Here is a 16774-nt window from a genome sequence, read left to right on the forward strand (position 1 = left end):
CCGTGAAGGAGGCGGCCGGGCTCTACGTCCATATCCCGTTCTGTTCGGCGATCTGTCCATACTGCGACTTCGCGGTGGCGCGTGGTGGCGGGCCGGATCGGGAGCAGTTCGTGGCCGCTCTGTGCAGGGAGATCGAGAATCGGTCGGGTCGGGACGAAGACGCCCTCGAGTCCGCCCGGTTCGACACGGTGTACTTCGGGGGCGGTACGCCGTCGGCGTTGAGCCTGGAGCAGCTCCGGGTGATTCGGCGGCGGCTGGTCCGGAGGTTCGCGATCGATCCGGAGGCCGAGTGGACGATCGAGGTGAATCCGGAGGATGCCTCGGCTGAGTCGTTGGCCGGTTGGCGTGAACTTGGTTTCGATCGGATCAGCCTGGGGCTGCAGGCGCTGGACGATCGGGCGTTGCGCTTTCTCGGCCGGCGGCATGACGCGGCGGCGGCGCGGACGAGCGTCGGACGGGCGCGGGAGGCGGGTTTCCGGTCGGTGTCGGTCGACCTGATCTACTCGCTGCCGGGGTTCGATGGCGGCTGGTGGCTCCGGACGCTGGACGAAGCGGCGGCGCTCGGGCCGGATCACGTCTCCTGCTACGAACTGACGATCCACGACGGCACGCCGTTCGGCCGGCGGCGCGACGCGGGCAGGTTGTGCGAAACCGGGGAGGACGAGAGGGCCGCGAACTTCGTCGCCACGCACCGTCGTCTCGCCGAGTTGGGCTACGAGGGGTACGAGGTCTCGAACTTCGCTCGCCGGGAGGCGGATCGGAGCCGCCACAACCGGAAGTACTGGCGGCATCAGCCCTATCTGGGTCTCGGACCCTCTTCGCACTCATTCGCCGGTCGCAGCCGGTGGTGGAATGTGGCTGGCTGGAAGGACTGGAGCGCCGCGGTGGCGGGCGGCGACTCGCCGGTGGCCGGTCGCGAGGAGCTGACCAGCGATCAACTGTTGCTGGAGGCTGTGATGATGGGACTTCGCCAGCGATCCGGCATCGACTGCGCCGCCCTGGAGCGGTGCTTCGGCATCGATCCGGCCGCTGGAGCCGCCGGGCAGATCGAAGCCTGGGAGAAGGCGGGCTGGCTCCGGGTGCGCGGTCGTCGCCTGGAGCCAACCCTCGAGGGCATGGCCCGGGCGGATCGTCTGGCGCGGGAGTGGAGACTGCCCTAGCGGAAGACCGACGCTTCGAGTTCCACGTCGGCGCTCTGCCACGCCCTCGCGAAGCGCTCTTCCACCTCGTCCGCTTCCTGCTTCCGGTCCTGCGCGCGCAGCGCCTCCGCGAGGCCGAACAGGGACCAGCCGTTGTGCGGGTTGTGCTCCAGGTCGCGGCGGTAGACGGCTTCGGCCTCGGTCGCGTGCCCGGCTTCGAGCAGCACGGCGCCCAGGGACTGGCGCACGGGGTAGTGGAAGGACGGTGGTTCGGCGTAGCGGAAGCTGTCCTGGAGGGCCACGGCTGAGCGCATCTTGTTGATCGCGCGGCCCATCCGGCCCCGGGCCGCCTGGATCTCGCCGGCGAGCAAGTGCTCGGTCAGGCGCACCAGGTCGGAACCGGTGGCGAAGGAAATGCTCAGGTCCGACAGTTCAGTGCTCCGCCGCAGCTTGCCGAGTGCCTTGAGGTGCCGTCTGGCGGCGCGCGGATCGCCGCCGGCGGCAAGGGCCAGACCCCGGGCGTAGTGCCACATCGCGGTCTGGAAGGTCTGGCCGGCGGCAGGTCGCGGCGTGTCGAGGACCTCCTGCCAGCGGCCGAACCGGACGCGCGCGAACAGAGGCGTCGCCAGGTAGTTCTGGAGGAAGGGGAGAGTCGGAGCGAGTTCGGCGGGGACCTCCTCGGCCAGGTTGTCGGCGCTCTCGATCGCGAGTTCGGCGCGGCCGCCGAAAGTGGCGGCAGCCCACAGGAAGTGGATGTTGTGGGGGTAGTAGCCGACCGCGTAGAGCCCCTGGGCGCTGCACTGGGCGATGTAGTCGAGGTCGGCGGCAATCGCGCGCTGGTTCGACGTCACGGCGTCGTCGTAGCGGCCGACGCGGATATAGATGTGAGCCGGCATGTGGACCAAATGACCGGCGGCCGGCATGAGCTTGCCGAGGGCGTCGGCGCTCGGCTCGGCGAGCTGCGGTTCCCGGGCTTCCATCAGGTGGATGTAGTAGTGGTGGGCGCCAGGGTGGTCGGGATGCGCCGCGATCACACGCTCGAGGAGTTCCTTCACCTCCAGGGTTCCCGGTTGCGGCTCGCCGCCGCGCCAGTAGTCCCAGGGCATCGTGTTCATGATCGCCGCGGCGTGCAGGGTGGCCGCTTCCGGATCGTCCGGGAACCGCTTCGCGACCGCCGCGATCGCGTCGACCCATGCCGCGTCGAACGCCTGACGGTCGGCGTCCCCGTCGGCGGAGTAGCGGCTCGCCAGAGCGTCGATCAGGGCCTGCTCCCGCTCACTTCCGCTGGCGCGCCGCTCTTGTGCCTGCTCGAGGCTCTCCAGCGCCCGGAGTTCGCGCTCACGCGGCATCGAGTCGTTCAAGTTGCGGCCCAGGGCCAGCGCCCTGCCCCAGTACGGCATCGGCGCTTCCGAGTCGAGCCGGGCCGCTTCCTCGAACGCCCGCACGGCCTCGGCGTGGTTGAACGCATAGACGAGGCGCAACCCCTGATCGAAGAAGCGCTGCGCTGCTTCCGACGAGGTAGTGATCGGGTAGTGCAGATCGCCCAGGCCCTCCAGCGTCGGCGCGAGCGGCTCGCCGGCGTCGCTGGCTGTGATCGCCCCGACGCCGATCACCGGAATCGTCAACGCGACGATGACGGTTCGCAGGATGCGTGTGCTGGTCCTCATGGCGGTCAGAGTAACAGCGGCAGCCGAACGGCAGTAGCATCCCCTCCCGGTGGCTAAGGCATGGCGCGAATCGCAGTTCTGACCGGAGGTTCGACGCCGGAGCGGACGGTCGCCCTGGCGGGCGCGGCCAAGGTCTCGGCCGCCCTGCGCGCCAGCGGCCACGAGGTCGCCGCGTTCGACACGATCGAAGCGGGCCCCCTGGACGCCGAACTGGAGCGGCAGCGTCTGGGGCGTGCCGTCGGCACCCGCCCGCCGTCGCTGGCCGAGCTGCGCGAGCTGGAAGCGCGCGAAGACCTGCCGGCCCTGGTCACGGGCGATCTCGGCAGCCACGACGCCGTCTTCCTCGTGCTCCACGGCCGCCAGGGCGAGGGCGGCGAAGTCCAGGAGCTGCTGGAGGCCGCCGGCATCGCCTTCACCGGCAGCGACGCCCAGAGCAGTCTTCTCGCGATGGACAAGGACGAGAGCAAGCGCCGCTTCCGCGATGCCGACATCCCGACTCCCGACTGGCTGACCTGGCCGGCCCGGCAATCGGACATCGAAGAACTCGGCCTGCCCCTGATCGTCAAGCCGTCACGGGTGGGCTCGACGGTCGGCTTGACCCTCATGCCGGACCCCTTCGACCTCGACTCGGCGGTTGGCAAGGCCCTCACGTTCGACGACCAGGTGATTCTGGAACGGTTCCTGCCGGGACGGGAGTACACCGTCGGCGTGCTGGACGGCCTGGCCCTGGGTGTCGGCGAGATCATCTCGCCGGACGCGATCTTCGACTACCACAGCAAGTACACGCCGGGCCGGGCCCAGGAGCTCTTCCCGGCCGACATCGGTTCGGACCTCGAAAGACGTCTTCGCGAACTCGCTCTCGCTGCGCACGAGGCTCTGGAACTCCGGGACTTCTCCCGCGTCGACTTCCGCCTCGATGCCGCGGGCTCCCCCTACTGTCTCGAAGTCAACACCTTGCCGGGCATGACCCCCACCAGCCTTCTCCCCCAGTCCGCCGCGGTCTTCGGGATCTCCTTCGAAGACCTCTGCGACCGAATGATCCGTCTGGCCCTCGCTCGCGCTCCGTAGCGGCCGGTCCTACGCCGTCGCCGACCGCGGCCGGTGCAGGACGCCGTCCAGCGCGCCGCGCAGGTCAGCCACCAGGTCGTCCGTGTTCTCGATTCCGATCGAGAGTCGCAGAAGCTGGTCGCTGATGCCGGCCGCGGCGCGGGCCTCAGGCGTCATCGAGGCGTGGCTCATCGTGGCTGGGTGGGAAACCAGACTCTCGACGCCGCCAAGGGACTCGGCGAAGGCAAAGCACGTCAGGTGCGAGACCAGGTGGGCCACGTCGCCGGTGTCGCCTCTGAGGTCGAAGCTCGCCATGGCGCCGAAGCCGTCCTGCTGGCGGCTCGCGATGTCGTGGCCGGGGTGGTCCGGCAGGCTCGGATGGTAGACCTGCTGGACGGCGGGATGCTCACGGAGCATCCCGACCACCGCAAGCGCGTTCTCCTCGTGGCAGCGCAGACGACTGTGCAGTGTGCGCAGGCCGCGAAGCGTCAGGTAGCTGTCGAAGGGGGCTCCGGCGACGCCCATCATGTTCGCCCACTCCTCGAAGAACTCGTGAAGTTCCGGAGTCGCCGCGATGACCGCGCCGCCGACCACGTCGCTGTGGCCGTTCAGGTACTTGGTCGTCGAGTGGATCACCACATCGGCGCCCCACTCGATGGGCCGCTGAAGCGCCGGCGACATGAACGTGTTGTCGGCCACGACCAGCGCGCCGGCCTGCTTCGCGTGCCGGCAGACGGCTTCCAGATCGGTGATCCGGAGCAACGGGTTGCTTGGCGTCTCGACCAGGACCAGCCTCGGACGGGTGGAGAGGGCCGCCGCCATGGCCTGCCGGTTCGTCAGGTCGACGAACTCGACTTCGAGCAGGCCGCGCTGCTGGTAGCGGTCGAGCAACCGGAAGGTGCCGCCGTAGCAGTCGTGGGCGGCGACGATCCGGTCTCGCGGGTCGAGCAGTTGGCAGACCAGGGTGACGGCCGCCATGCCGGAGGCGGTGACGACCGCACCGTGACCGCCTTCGGCCTCGGCGAGGGCCTCGGCGAGGGCAGTGCGCGTCGGATTGCCGGAGCGCGTGTAGTCGTAAGGACGTTTGCCGTCCAGGCCGGCGAACGTGAAGTTGGCCGACAGGTGCAGCGGTGGAACGACCGCTCCGTGGTGTTCGTCGGAGGCGAGCGCCGCGCGCACGGCGCGGGTTGCCGGGTCGTGGTTCGAGGTCATGTGAGTCTCCGGTCGAAAGGGAGTTGGGTGGGTTCCGCTTGCGCGGAACGGGTTCAACGCTCTCTCGAGAAGACTTCTACGGAGAGTGAACCGGAGGAGGCGCCGAAACCGCGTGGGCAGCTCGTTGACTCATCTCTCGGCAAGCCCCGCCCGAAGGCGGGACTCCCGTAGGAGTTGGCACCTTCCCGGGGTTGCGACGCCCCGGTGGTTGCCCCGGCGTCGACGGGCCTGTCCCTCAGCCGGTCTCGATGAGTTGCTCCTGCCGCGGAGAACCGGGCCGAAGCGGGTGCATGTTAGCAGACCGCACTGCCCGCTTGGTCGCTTTGCGTAGTTGGCACGGTGTTATGCTGCCGGTGCCCCCAACTGACTCGAATTCGGCGGTAGACGCCGTTTGGTTTTCTTGACTCGGTTGCCCCGCACCTCCGCGCCGGAGGGGCGCAGACGGAAGGAGACGCAGGATGAGGAACAAGGTTGGCTGGATTCGCCCCGTGGGGTTTGTCGCACTGGCTCTTGCACTGTGCGCCACGGGCGCCTGGGCGCAGGCGACCGGACAGTTGAGCGGATTCGTTACGGACGCGGAGGGCGGCGCTCTGCCGGGCGTGAGCGTTACGGTGACGAACGTCGATACGAATCAGTCCCGGCTCGTGATGACCGGGCAGGACGGGTACTTCGCGGCGCCGCTACTGGCGCCGGGTGACTACAACGTGACCGCCGCGCTCGAGGGCTTCGTCCAGTTGAGCCGCGAAGGCGTCCGGGTCACCGCGGCAGAGACCGCCAGAATCGCCATGGAGCTCTCGGTCGGCGAGTTCTCCGAGACGATGACCGTAACCGGCGAGACGCCTCTCATCGAAACCTCGAATGCGACGCTGGGCGTGGTCGTCGACGAGGCGAAGATCGTTCAGTTGCCGCTCAACGGGAGGAACTTCACCCAGTTGGGCACGCTCATCCCCGGCGTGGTCGAACCGCCCGCCCGCTTGGGCGGAGCGCGCGGCGACGCCGACGCCGCGATCCACGGATTCGGCGCGGTCACCGCCGGCTTCGCGGTCAACGGCGTGCGCAACCAGTCGAACAACTTCCTGCTCGACGGCGCCGCGAACAACGACACGTTCAACACCGGCTTCGTCGTGCGGCCGCCGCCGGACGCGATCGAGGAGTTCAAGATCCTGACCCACTCCTACACCGCGGAGTTCGGCCGGAACGCCGGCTCGATCGTCAACGTGGTGACGAAGTCGGGGGGCAACAGCCTGCAGGGGAGCATCTGGGAGTTCAACCGCGACGACTCGCTGGAATCCCGGAACTACTTCTCGCCACCCGACCAGGAAAAGCCGACCCTCGCGCAGGATCAGTTCGGCGGCACGATCGGCGGCCCGCTGGTCACCGATCGGCTGTTCGGCTTCGGCTACTACGAGGGTTTCCGGAACACCCGCGGCACGACCCAGAACATCGCGGTGATGAGCGCGGCCGAGCGGATGGGCGATTTCTCGGGCGGCGGCACGATCATCGACCCGATGACCGGCGAGCCCTTCCCGGGCAACGTGATCCCTGCCGACCGGCTGAGCCCGATCGCGACCAGGGTGATCAGCGAGTTCATGCCGTTGCCCAACGTGGGCAGCCGCTACATCGTCTCGCCCGACGTGACGGACGATCGCGACCAGTTCGGGCTGCGCCTGGACTTCCGGGTCGCCGACTCGCAGAACGTGCTTGTACGCGCTCTCAGGAGCACGTCCGATCGCTTCGAGCCGCCGACGGTCCGGCCGATCGGCAACACGGCGGCGTCCACGCTCGAGGACTACATGGTGTCCCACACGGCGACCGTCGGCTCGAATGTGTTCAACCAGGTGCGCGTGATGTCGAGCGCGATCGACGCGGAACCGGTCGTCACCAGCGGCCTGACGAACTCCGATTACGGCATCAACCTCCCCAACATCAACGAACTGGCCGTGGGCCTGCCGCAGTTCTCGATCTCGGGTTTCCCGAGCATGGGGGACCGGAATCAGCCGTTCGTCAAGCGGGAGAACGAGGTCGAGCAGTTCACGGAGGATCTCACGATCCTGCGCGGCCGCCACACGATCAAGGCGGGAATCGACTACCGGAACGAGAAGATGTTCATCGGCTTCATCAACCGGCCGAACGGTGACTTCGTGTTCCGCGGCACTCACACCGGCAGCGCGGCGGCCGACTTCCTGCTCGGGTTGCCTGCGCTCTTCCGGACGGCGGTCCCGGGTGCCGACTCGATCAACGAGGGCGACGGCTCGCTGTACGCCGCGTACATCCAGGACGAGTTCCGGTTGTCGCCGCGGTTGACGTTGAACCTCGGCCTTCGGTACGAGTTGGCCGAGCCCTTCGAGGACACGGGCGATGCGCTGAACAGCTTCCGGCCCGGCCAGCAGTCGACGCGCTTCCCCGACGCGCCGACCGGCCTCGTCTATCCGGGCGATGCGGGAGTGCCGGCGGGGACCTACGACACGGACTCGAACAACTTCGCGCCGCGGCTGGCGATGGTCTGGGATCCCGAGGGCAACGGCCGTTCGAGTCTCCGCCTCGGCTGGGGGCTGTTCCACGACAGTCTGCCGGGTCAGGGCGACTTCTTCCAGAACTCGGTCCTGGCGCCGCCGTTCAATCCGCTGGTCCAGCTCAACTCGCCGCCCACGGTGATGACGCTCGCCGATCCGCTCGCGAACCTCACGGGTGGCCCCACCAGATTCCCGCCGGGGATCATCTTCATCGGTTGGGGTAGCGAGTTCACGACGCCGAACTACCAGCACTACAACCTCACCTACCAGCGCCAGCTCGGCCAGAGCATCGGGCTCGAGGTCGGCTGGGTCGGCTCGCGTGGCCGGAACCTGCCGATCTTCATGGAGGTCAATCCGCGGGTCGTCGAGCCTGGCCAGACCACGCTCGGACCGCGCCAGTACCCGGCCTTCAGCCTGGTGCGGCCGACGTTCACGGTGGCCAAGTCCTGGTACGACGCGTTCCAGGCCAGCATCCGGATGCGGCCGACGCGAGGGCTGAACTTCCTCTTCTCGTACACCTACGGTGAGGCGGAGGACCACGTCTCCGGGCTCAACATCGGCGGCGAGGAGCGGCCGATCGTTCCGGTCGACCTGGAGCGGTTGAGCTCCATCGACAGGGCGCTCGAGCGTGAGCGCGGCCCGGCGCTCTTCGATGTGGAACACCGGCTCGTGCTCAGCTTCGGCTACGACCTGCCGTCGCTCGAGGGCCGGAACGGGTTCGTGCGCGGGGTGTTCGGCAACTGGCAGTTGAACGGCATTCTGCAGTACCAGACGGGCTATCCGTTCCCGATTCGCGTTCGCGGCGACGACATCCGGGGCCTGACCTCGCGGCCGGACCAGGTCTGCGACCCGAACAGCGGCGCGCCGAATACGGTCGACAAGTGGTTCAACACGGAGTGCTTCGTGTTTCGGACGCTGGCGGAGACCGCCGAGCGGCGTGGCAACGCCGGCCGCAACCCGATTCGCGGTCCGGACTTCGAACGAGTCGACCTGTCGCTGATCAAGCACATTCCGCTCGGCGGCGGCGACCGGTCGCTGCAGCTCCGGGTCGAGGCGTTCAACGTCTTCGACCGGGTCAACTTCGCCCAGCCGGGCAACCGGATCGGCGACCGCAGCTACGGAGTGATCACCGCGACGAACGGCGACGGCCGGATCGTTCAGCTCGGCATCAAGTACAGCTTCTGATCAGTCGGTGTTGTCGCCCGCATCCTGAGGCGGGATGCGGGCGACTCGCCGTTCCTCAGCGGGCTTCGTCCGCCTTGCCCCGGTGGACGAACCAGAGGTTCCGGGCATAGACGAGCACTCCGAAGCTCTGGCCGGTGATGAACACCGGGTCATTGATCGAGATGGCGTAGCTCAGCAGGGTCAGGCCGCCGAACAGGCTCAGGTACCAGAAGGCGGTCGGAACGACGCTTTGCCGGCGTCGCTCGGTGGCGATCCACTGGACCAGGAAGCGGGAGCCGAAGAGGGCCTGTCCTCCGAAACCTATTGCCTTCCAGATGAGGTCGGGTGTGACGGGTGGCATGGTGAGCGCTCCAGTGCTTTGACGGTGACGGAGACCGCACGCCGGCGGTACCAGGAGACGCCGAACAGATCCAGAACTCCGCGCAGGAAGCGGCCCCGGATGTTGTACTTGCTCGCACCTTCCGTGCGCGCACGGTGTCCGACCGGGATCTCAGCGTAGTTGCCGCCGTGCCGCAAGGCCAACAAGGGCAGAAAGCGGTGAAGCCCGTCGAAGAGGGGCAGGTCTTCGAGGGCGGCGGCGCGATAGCCCTTGAGTGCGCAGCCGATGTCGGTACATGGGTCGCTGAGGGCGACCCGCCGGACCCGGTTCGACACCCGGCTGGCGAGCCGCCTCAGGAGAGTGTCCTTGCGTTTCGTTCGTATGCCGGAGACGACGTCGTGGTCGTCTAGCAGGGCGACGATGGCCGGGATGTCGGCGGGGTCGTTCTGGAGATCGGCGTCCATCGTCACGATCAGGGGCGCTCGCGAGGCGCGGATTCCAGCGAGCAGGGCCGCCGACTGACCGGCGTGCCGCTCCAGTCCGAGAACCCGCAACCTGACGTCGTCCTCCGCCAGGGCAACGAGTTCCTCGCGACTGCCGTCCGTGCTCACGTCGTCGACCAGGATCAACTCGTAGTCCAGGCCGGCTCCGGCCATCGCGTTGCGCGTCTCCGCCGCCAGACGTTTCAGGTTGCCCGCTTCGTTGAAGACCGGGGCGACGATCGAAAGCTGCGGCGGCATGGCGGCTGCTCCGATCCTAGCTATCGGCGCGTTGATACCCTGCCGGCCGTGCTCCTGATCGTGCGCCACGGCGAGACCGCCGCGAACGCCGCCCGGATCGTCCAGGTACCGGAAACGCCGCTCAACGAGCGTGGGATGGCGCAGGCCGAGCGGCTGGCGGCCCGGTTGGCGAGGCACCATCGGGAGCGGCCGATCGGATCCGTCGTCGCCAGCGACCTTCGTCGGGCGGAGATGACCGCCGAGCCCGTGGCGGAGACACTCGGGCTGCCGCTCGTCATTGAGCCCCTGCTCGCGGAGCGCAACTTCGGCGACCTGCGAGGTCGCGCCTATGCGGACATCGGTTTCGACATCATGGAACCCGGCTACGAACCCCCGGCAGGGGAGGACTGGCCGTCGTTTCACCGGCGTGTCGCCCGCGCCTGGACCAGGATCCGCGAGTTGGCCCGGGAGACCGACGGTGACAGCGTCTTCGTGACTCATGGTCTCGTTTGCCACTCTCTGGCGCTCTTTCACCTGAGTCTTGGCGATGGTCTGGAGCAGCCTGATCGTTGGGGCAACACCTCGGTCACTCATGTCGAGAGTCGGGCGCCGTGGCGGGCGACCCGGATCAACTGCTGCGACCACCTGGACGCGTCGACGACGGACGGCGGTCAGATGTCCGGCATCTGACGACGCCGCGGAGGCCCCCCGACCGCGCCCGTCTGTCGTCCTGCGGCAGGCGGCTCGGATAGAGTTTTGGGGTCTGCGCCGCCTCGGGAAGAACCGAGGCGAGCGATGGGTTTGAATGACCGTTAGGGATCCGACCGAGATGACCGTGGATACCAGCGAGACCGTACCCTCCGACTCGCCTGCGGCGCCCCGGGTGGCGCCGCCCGTTGCCCCACCCGTAGTACCAGGCGTCAGCGAAGAGTTCCGGGTCGAGATCGCGAGTCAGGCCGACCTGTTGCAGCGGGTTCGCTCGGAGGTGGGCAAGGTCATCGTCGGCCAGACCTACATGATCGACCGCCTGCTGATGGCCCTGATCGCGGACGGACACGTCCTGATCGAGGGCATTCCGGGCCTGGCCAAGACGACCGCGATCAAGACGCTCTCCCAGGCGGTCGAGACGGGCTTCTCGCGCATTCAGTTCACGCCCGATCTGCTGCCGGCCGATCTCCTCGGCACGCAGATCTACCGTGTGGATCAGCACGACTTCCAGGTCAAGCAGGGACCGATCTTCACGAACCTCCTGCTCGCGGACGAGATCAACCGGGCGCCGGCCAAGGTCCAGAGCGCGCTGCTCGAGGCGATGCAGGAACGGCAAGTCACTCTCGGCGACGAGACCTTCGACCTGCCTGATCCGTTCCTGGTCCTTGCGACCCAGAATCCGATCGAACAGGAGGGCACCTACCCGCTGCCGGAAGCCCAGGTCGACCGGTTCATGCTGAAGTTGCGTGTGGACTACCCGAACCGGGAGGAAGAGCGCGAGATCATGCGCAGGATGGCCCGGCGCGAGCGGCCCACCGTCGAGGCGGTCGTGAGTCCGGACGACATCCGCCGCGCGCGCGGTGTGGCCGACTCGATCTACCTGGACCCCAAGGTCGAGGAGTACATCGTCGACCTCGTGTTCGCGACCAGGGAGCCGGCGGACGTGGGGCTGGAACGCCTGGAGCCGCTGATCGAGTACGGGGCGTCGCCTCGCGCCACGATCTTCCTCGCCGCCGCCGCCCGCGTGCAGGCGCTGATGTCCGGCCGGGCCTACGTGACGCCCCAGGACGTCAAGACGGTCGGTCCGGACGTTCTCCGGCACCGGGTGCTGGTTTCGTACGAGGCGGAGGCGCGGGACCTGAGCTCGGACGATTTGATCCAGGAGATCATGGGCACCGTCGACGTTCCCTGAGGTCGCTCTGGAGCGCGATCGATGTGGTTCTTCCGGCGTCACGAGACCGAGGAGCGGGAACGCAGGGAGGCGACCCTCTCGCCTGAGCTGCTGGCGCGGATCAAGACGATCCAGCTCCGTACCCAGCGCCTCGTGACGGACGCCCTGGCGGGCGAGTACCACAGCGCCTTCAAGGGCCGGGGCATGGAGTTCGAACAGGTAAGGGAGTACGCACCGGGGGACGACATCCGCCACATCGACTGGAACGTGACGGCCCGGATGTCGAGTCCGTTCGTCAAGGAACACCGCGAAGAGCGCGAACTGACCGTCATGCTGATCGTCGACGTCAGTTCTTCGGGCGCCTTCGGCACCGCCGAGAAGCAGAAGCGGGAGGTCGTCGCCGAGGTTGCCGCCGTGCTCGCCTACCTCGCGATCCAGAACAACGACCGGGTCGGCATGATCATCTTCTCGGACCGGATCGAGCACTTCATCCCGCCCAAGAAGGGGCGCTCCCACGTCTGGCGGGTGATCCGTGAAGTCCTGAGCTTTCGCCCCACCGGCCGCGGCACCGATCTCGACGGCGCCCTCGACTACCTGGGCCGCGTGGTGCCGCGACGGTCGGTGGGCTTCGTCATTTCGGACTTCCTGGATGAGGGTTTCTCGGAGCGCCTGCGCGTGGCGGCTCGCCGTCACGACCTGACCGCGATCCGCGTGCTCGACCAGCGGGAGGTCCGACTGCCACGGATGGGTCTGATCGAACTCGAGGACGCCGAGACCGGGGAGACGATCGTCGTCGACACGGCGAGCCGGCGGGTCGCGGAGAGCTTCGTGCGACTGGCGCGGGAGGATCTGGCGCGGCGCTCGGAGCAGTTTCGCCAGGCGGGCGTCGGCGAGATCCAGGTCTGGGCCGATCGGCCGTGGATCGAGCCGATCGTTCGTTACTTGCGGGCTCGTGAGCGAACGGTGCGGGTGTAGACGTGCGCTCCTGTTCCTTGGCCGTGCTCGTTCTGCCTCTCGCGCTCGCGTGCGGGGCGACCGATGATCGGGCGGAAGTGGCGACGTCGCCGAAGCCGCCCGCCGAGCTGCGGGCCGCGGTCGACCGGGCGACCGCGACGACGGGTGACCTGATCACGTACGAGGTGGAAGTCGAGCGCGAGCCGGCTGTGAGCGTCGAGCTGGCCGATCCCGGAACGGGAATCGCGGGTTTCCGCATCGTCGATCTCGGCCAGGATCCGCCGGAGACCCTCGCTTCGGGCCGGATCGTTGAGCGTCGCTGGTTCAGGCTCCGGGCCGACCTGGTCGGTTCCTATGTGCTGCCTGCGCTTTCCGCCACGTACAGCGGAGCCGCCGGTGACGCGGGCGAGCTCGCGACGCCGGAGATCCCGGTCGAAGTCGAATCCGTGTTGCCGGCGGACGGCACCGAAGTGACGGATATTCGGGACATCAAGCCGCTGCGCAGGGCCGAGCCCGGCCGGCCCTGGCTGTTGTGGCTGGGGATCGCCCTGGCGGTTCTCGCACTGGCGGCCGCGGCATGGTGGTGGCGCCGGCGCCGGGAGCGTGGCGACGCTGCGCCCGAAACGCCCGCGGTTCCACCCTACGAGTTGGCGATCCAGGAGTTGGAGCGGCTGCGGCGTACCGACTTCTCGAACCTGCGGGAACTGCGCCGCTACTACTTCGCCGTTTCGGCGGTCCTGCGTGCCTACATAGAAGGCCGCTTCGGCCTGAACGCGACCGATCTGACGACGGAGGAGATCCTGAGTCGATTGGGCGAGCCCGCTCCCCTCGCGATTCGGCTCGACCCCGTTCAGGCGCGGCGGCTGGAGCGGTTCCTCCTGGCGACCGATCAGGTCAAGTTCGCGGCCCATCTCCCCGGTCCCGGGGAGATCGACCGTACCTACGAGCAGGCTCTCGGCTTCGTGCGGGCCACCCGGCCGCCCATGGATGACGGGGACGAGGATCGCGGCAACGCCGGGGAGCACGCGGGGGCGGCTGACCACAGGGGAAAGGCGGCATGAACGAGCAACTGCTCCTGGCCGATGCCCGCTGGCTCTGGGTGCTCTTGCCCCTCTACGTGATCTGGGCGCTCCTCTGGTGGCTTCGTCCGCGCTGGCGTCACCTGGTGGTGCGCCGCGCCTTTTCCGTGCGAGGGAAGGCCCCGGGCAGAGCGGCCGTGTCCTACTCGTCTCTCGTTCATGCGCGTCAGTCGGCGCGTTCGAGTGCGCCGACTGCGCGGCGCCTGGTGTCGGCGCTGCGTCTGGTCGTCGTCGCCCTGGTCCTGCTCGCCGTGATGCGCCCCCAGACGGGCCGTGCGCTCACCGAGGTGAGCACGGAGGGGATCGACATCGTCCTGGTGATCGACACCTCGGGGTCGATGAGGGCGCTCGACCTCGACGCCCACGAGCGCTCGCTGAGTCGCCGAAGAGATCGCCTGGAGGTGGCGAAGGACGTCGTCGAGACGTTCATCGCGGCCAGACCGAACGACCGCATCGGCCTCGTCGTGTTCGGCGCGGAGGCCTTCACCCAGTGTCCCCTGACGCTGGATCACGGCATCGCCGCGACCTTTCTCGAACAGCTCGAGATCGGCATGGCGGGGGACGCGACGGCGATCGGATCGGCGGTCGGCGTGGCGACCAAGCGCCTCAGAAACTCCGAGGCCGAGTCGAAGGTCGCGGTCCTGTTGACGGACGGTCGCAGCAACGCGGGGGCCCTGACGCCGCTGCGAGCAGCGGAGGCCGCCGCCGCGCTTGGCGTGAAGCTCTACACGATCGGCGTTGGAACCCGCGGACAGGCGCCGATCGTGGTCGAGACGCGGTTCGGCCCGCGGGTTGTCTACGAGGATGTCGAGATCGACGAGGACACTCTCCGGCAGATGGCGACGGTTACCGGCGGCGCGTACTTCCGGGCCGAGGACGTCGCCGGCCTGGAAACGGTCTACGAGCGGATCGACGAGCTCGAGAAGACCGAGATCACCCAGGAGTCGTTCATGGAGTACGAGGAGCGCTTTGCCTGGCTGGTGACGCCGGCGGTGTTCCTGCTCCTGCTCGAAGTCGTGCTGCTCGATACCCGTCTGAGGAAGCTGCCGTGACGGGCGGTCGGACAGGACTGAATCCGGCCGGTCGCGGCGGTGGACGCAGTTGCCGGGCGCTCCTCGCGCTCTTGCCGGTCGCGTTCCTCTTGGTCGGTTGCGAGGTCCGCAGCGGCCGCCCGGATGCGCTCTGGCTGCTGTGGCTGGGGCCCGGACTGCTGCTCTTCTACATCTACGCATTCCGCACCCGGAGCCGCCTGCTCGGGCGCTTTGCGTCGCCCGAGATGTTGCCGGCCCTAGTCGCCGGAGTCAGCCGGCCGCGACGACGTCTGAAGGCTGTGCTCGTGCTCGTGGCGGTGCTCGCCCTGGTGGCGTCGCTCTCTCAGCCCCGTTGGGGCTTCGTCTGGGAAGAGGTCCACCGCGAGGGCGTCGACATCGTGGTCGCTCTCGACGTCTCGGATTCCATGCTGGTGCGTGACGCGGAGGCGGGCGGCGAACTCAGCCGTCTCGAGCGCGCCAAGCGCGAGATCGCCGACCTCCTCGGACGCCTGGAGGGCGACCGCATCGCGCTGGTCGCCTTTGCCGGTGCTGCCTTTTTGGAACTGCCGCTGACGCTCGACTACTCGGCGGCGGCTCTCTTCCTGGAGGCGATGGACCCGGACCTGATTCCGACCAAGGGCACCGCGATCGGTGAGGCGCTCCGGGTGTCGCTCGAGGCGTTCGAGCGGGTCGCCTCGGTCGGATCGCGGCAGTCGAGGGCGGTGATTCTCATCACCGATGGCGAAGATCATCTGGGCGAGGCGCAGGAAGTCGCCGAAACGGCCGCCGCGGCCGGCGTGCGGGTGTTCGCGATCGGCATCGGACGCGACGAGGGCGCGCCCATCCCCAGGGAGGGGGGCGGTTTCCGGACGGACCGCCGTGGCGAGATCATCCTCAGCCGGCTGGACGAGGCGGCGCTGCAGCGGATCGCACTGACCACCGGTGGCCGGTACGTCCGCTCGGTGACCGGCGATGTAGACCTGGAGCAGATCTACGCCCAGGGAATCAAGGCGCAACTGGAGGATCAGGAACTCGGTTCCAGCCGTCGGCAGCGTTGGCAGGAGCGCTTCCAGTGGCTGCTGGTTATCGCGCTGGCGGCTCTGATGCTGGAGCCTCTGATCAGTGATCGGTTGCGGCGCCGCAGAGTGACGGTCGCCTCGGCAGTTTGTCTCGCCTGGCTCCTCTCGCTGCCCGACGGGGCGCTCGCCCAGCCCCAAGCCACGGAGTCCTTCCCTGCGGCAGCGGAGACTTCGCCGGCGGTCGAGTACTCCTCGCCCTACGAGGCCTTCGACGCCGGCGCCTATGCCCAGGCCCTCGAGGGTTTCGTGGATCGCCAGACCAGACAGCCCGACGACCCGGAAGTGAGTCTCAACGTCGGCGCGGCGCACTACAAGCTGAACGACTTCGATTCCGCCGACGCCCAGTTCTTCCGCGCCGCGGCCACCGGCGACGACGCGCTCCGGGCCGAGGCGCTCTACAACCTCGGCAACAGCGCCTACCGTCAGGACAAGCTGGGAGAGGCGATCGACCTCTACATGGCTTCCCTGGAGGTGAATCCGGACGACCTGGACACGAAGTTCAACCTGGAGTTCGTGCGCGAGGAGTTGAAGAAGCGGCGGCAACAGCAGCAGGACCAGGACCAGAACGAACAGAACCAGGATCAGGAGGAGCAGAGCCAGGAGGGCGCCGAGCAGCAGTCGGAGGACCCGAGCCAGGACGGGGGTGAGCAGCCCGAAGACCAGCAGCAGGATCGTGGCGGCCAGGACCCGTCGCAGGACCCCGAGTCGGAGGATGGGCAGGATCCCGAGGACTCCGACCGCGACGACGACGGCGTCCCCGACGCGGCGGACTCGCCGCCCGAGGGCGAGGGCCCGGACCAGGGCGGCCAGGACGGACCGCGGGAACCGCCGCAGGGCATGACGCCGGAGGAGGCCGAGCGCTACCTCCAGGCGCTGGAAGAGGGACGTCTGGACCCGAGGCGCCGCGGTCAGCGCGGACGCCCCAGCCGGCAGGCGAAGGACTGGTAGGAC

Annotated in this window: 13 protein-coding genes and 1 riboswitch; of the genes, 9 read left to right on the plus strand and 4 right to left on the minus strand. The window is 68.3% G+C overall.

Features of this window, described 5'->3' with window-relative positions; translation table 11 throughout:
* The first annotated feature begins 2 nt into the window (after positions 1-2).
* Positions 3-1160, plus strand: coding sequence for a radical SAM family heme chaperone HemW (gene hemW, locus OXG83_03560; GenBank protein ID MCY3964094.1), 1158 nt, complete (start codon positions 3-5; stop codon positions 1158-1160).
* Here the strand turns inward: hemW and OXG83_03565 are convergent.
* Positions 1157-2806 carry a hypothetical protein gene (locus OXG83_03565; GenBank protein ID MCY3964095.1) on the minus strand — a complete coding sequence of 550 codons (1650 nt, stop codon included), beginning with the start codon at positions 2804-2806 and terminating at the stop codon, positions 1157-1159. The genes hemW and OXG83_03565 overlap by 4 nt on opposite strands.
* Positions 2807-2866: 60 nt before the next feature.
* Between OXG83_03565 and OXG83_03570 the strand changes: the two genes are divergently transcribed.
* Positions 2867-3874: a D-alanine--D-alanine ligase gene (locus OXG83_03570; GenBank protein ID MCY3964096.1), complete on the plus strand. Its 1008-nt coding sequence runs from the start codon at positions 2867-2869 to the stop codon at positions 3872-3874.
* A gap of 9 nt (positions 3875-3883) precedes the next feature.
* Here OXG83_03570 and metB read toward each other — a convergent pair whose 3' ends face one another.
* Complete coding sequence (gene metB / locus OXG83_03575; GenBank protein ID MCY3964097.1) at positions 3884-5065, minus strand: cystathionine gamma-synthase; 1182 nt, start codon at positions 5063-5065, stop codon at positions 3884-3886.
* A 126-nt stretch (positions 5066-5191) separates the two neighbouring features.
* Positions 5192-5320, minus strand: a riboswitch (SAM riboswitch).
* A gap of 203 nt (positions 5321-5523) precedes the next feature.
* Here metB and OXG83_03580 point away from each other — a divergent pair.
* Positions 5524-8763: a TonB-dependent receptor gene (locus tag OXG83_03580; GenBank protein ID MCY3964098.1), complete on the plus strand. Its 3240-nt coding sequence runs from the start codon at positions 5524-5526 to the stop codon at positions 8761-8763.
* A 55-nt stretch (positions 8764-8818) separates the two neighbouring features.
* Here the strand turns inward: OXG83_03580 and OXG83_03585 are convergent, their stop codons facing one another.
* Positions 8819-9103, minus strand: a complete 285-nt coding sequence (locus OXG83_03585) for a lipid-A-disaccharide synthase N-terminal domain-containing protein (protein ID MCY3964099.1) — start codon at positions 9101-9103, stop codon at positions 8819-8821.
* Positions 9064-9822: a glycosyltransferase family 2 protein gene (locus tag OXG83_03590; protein MCY3964100.1), complete on the minus strand. Its 759-nt coding sequence runs from the start codon at positions 9820-9822 to the stop codon at positions 9064-9066. Before OXG83_03590 ends, OXG83_03585 begins: the two co-directional genes overlap by 40 nt.
* Before the next feature lie 48 nt (positions 9823-9870).
* Between OXG83_03590 and OXG83_03595 the strand changes: the two genes are divergently transcribed.
* The 6 genes from OXG83_03595 to OXG83_03620 all read left to right on the plus strand — a co-directional run bounded on the left by OXG83_03595 (position 9871) and on the right by OXG83_03620 (position 16771).
* Positions 9871-10491 (plus strand): histidine phosphatase family protein, encoded by a 621-nt coding sequence (locus OXG83_03595; protein MCY3964101.1) that lies wholly within the window; start codon positions 9871-9873, stop codon positions 10489-10491.
* 115 nt (positions 10492-10606) lie between these two features.
* Entirely contained in the window at positions 10607-11701 is a 1095-nt protein-coding gene (locus OXG83_03600; protein ID MCY3964102.1) for an AAA family ATPase, read from the plus strand.
* A gap of 21 nt (positions 11702-11722) precedes the next feature.
* Positions 11723-12655, plus strand: a complete 933-nt coding sequence (locus OXG83_03605) for a DUF58 domain-containing protein (protein MCY3964103.1) — start codon at positions 11723-11725, stop codon at positions 12653-12655.
* Positions 12656-12678: 23 nt separating this feature from the next.
* Positions 12679-13695 carry a hypothetical protein gene (locus tag OXG83_03610; protein MCY3964104.1) on the plus strand — a complete coding sequence of 339 codons (1017 nt, stop codon included), beginning with the start codon at positions 12679-12681 and terminating at the stop codon, positions 13693-13695.
* Complete coding sequence (locus OXG83_03615) at positions 13692-14765, plus strand: VWA domain-containing protein (protein ID MCY3964105.1); 1074 nt, start codon at positions 13692-13694, stop codon at positions 14763-14765. Before OXG83_03610 ends, OXG83_03615 begins: the two co-directional genes overlap by 4 nt.
* Positions 14762-16771: a VWA domain-containing protein gene (locus OXG83_03620; GenBank protein ID MCY3964106.1), complete on the plus strand. Its 2010-nt coding sequence runs from the start codon at positions 14762-14764 to the stop codon at positions 16769-16771. The genes OXG83_03615 and OXG83_03620 overlap by 4 nt, the downstream gene beginning before the upstream one ends.
* The last annotated feature ends 3 nt before the right edge of the window (positions 16772-16774 follow it).

Source organism: Acidobacteriota bacterium (genome assembly GCA_026707545.1).
Classification (GTDB): domain Bacteria; phylum Acidobacteriota; class Thermoanaerobaculia; order Multivoradales; family Multivoraceae; genus Multivorans.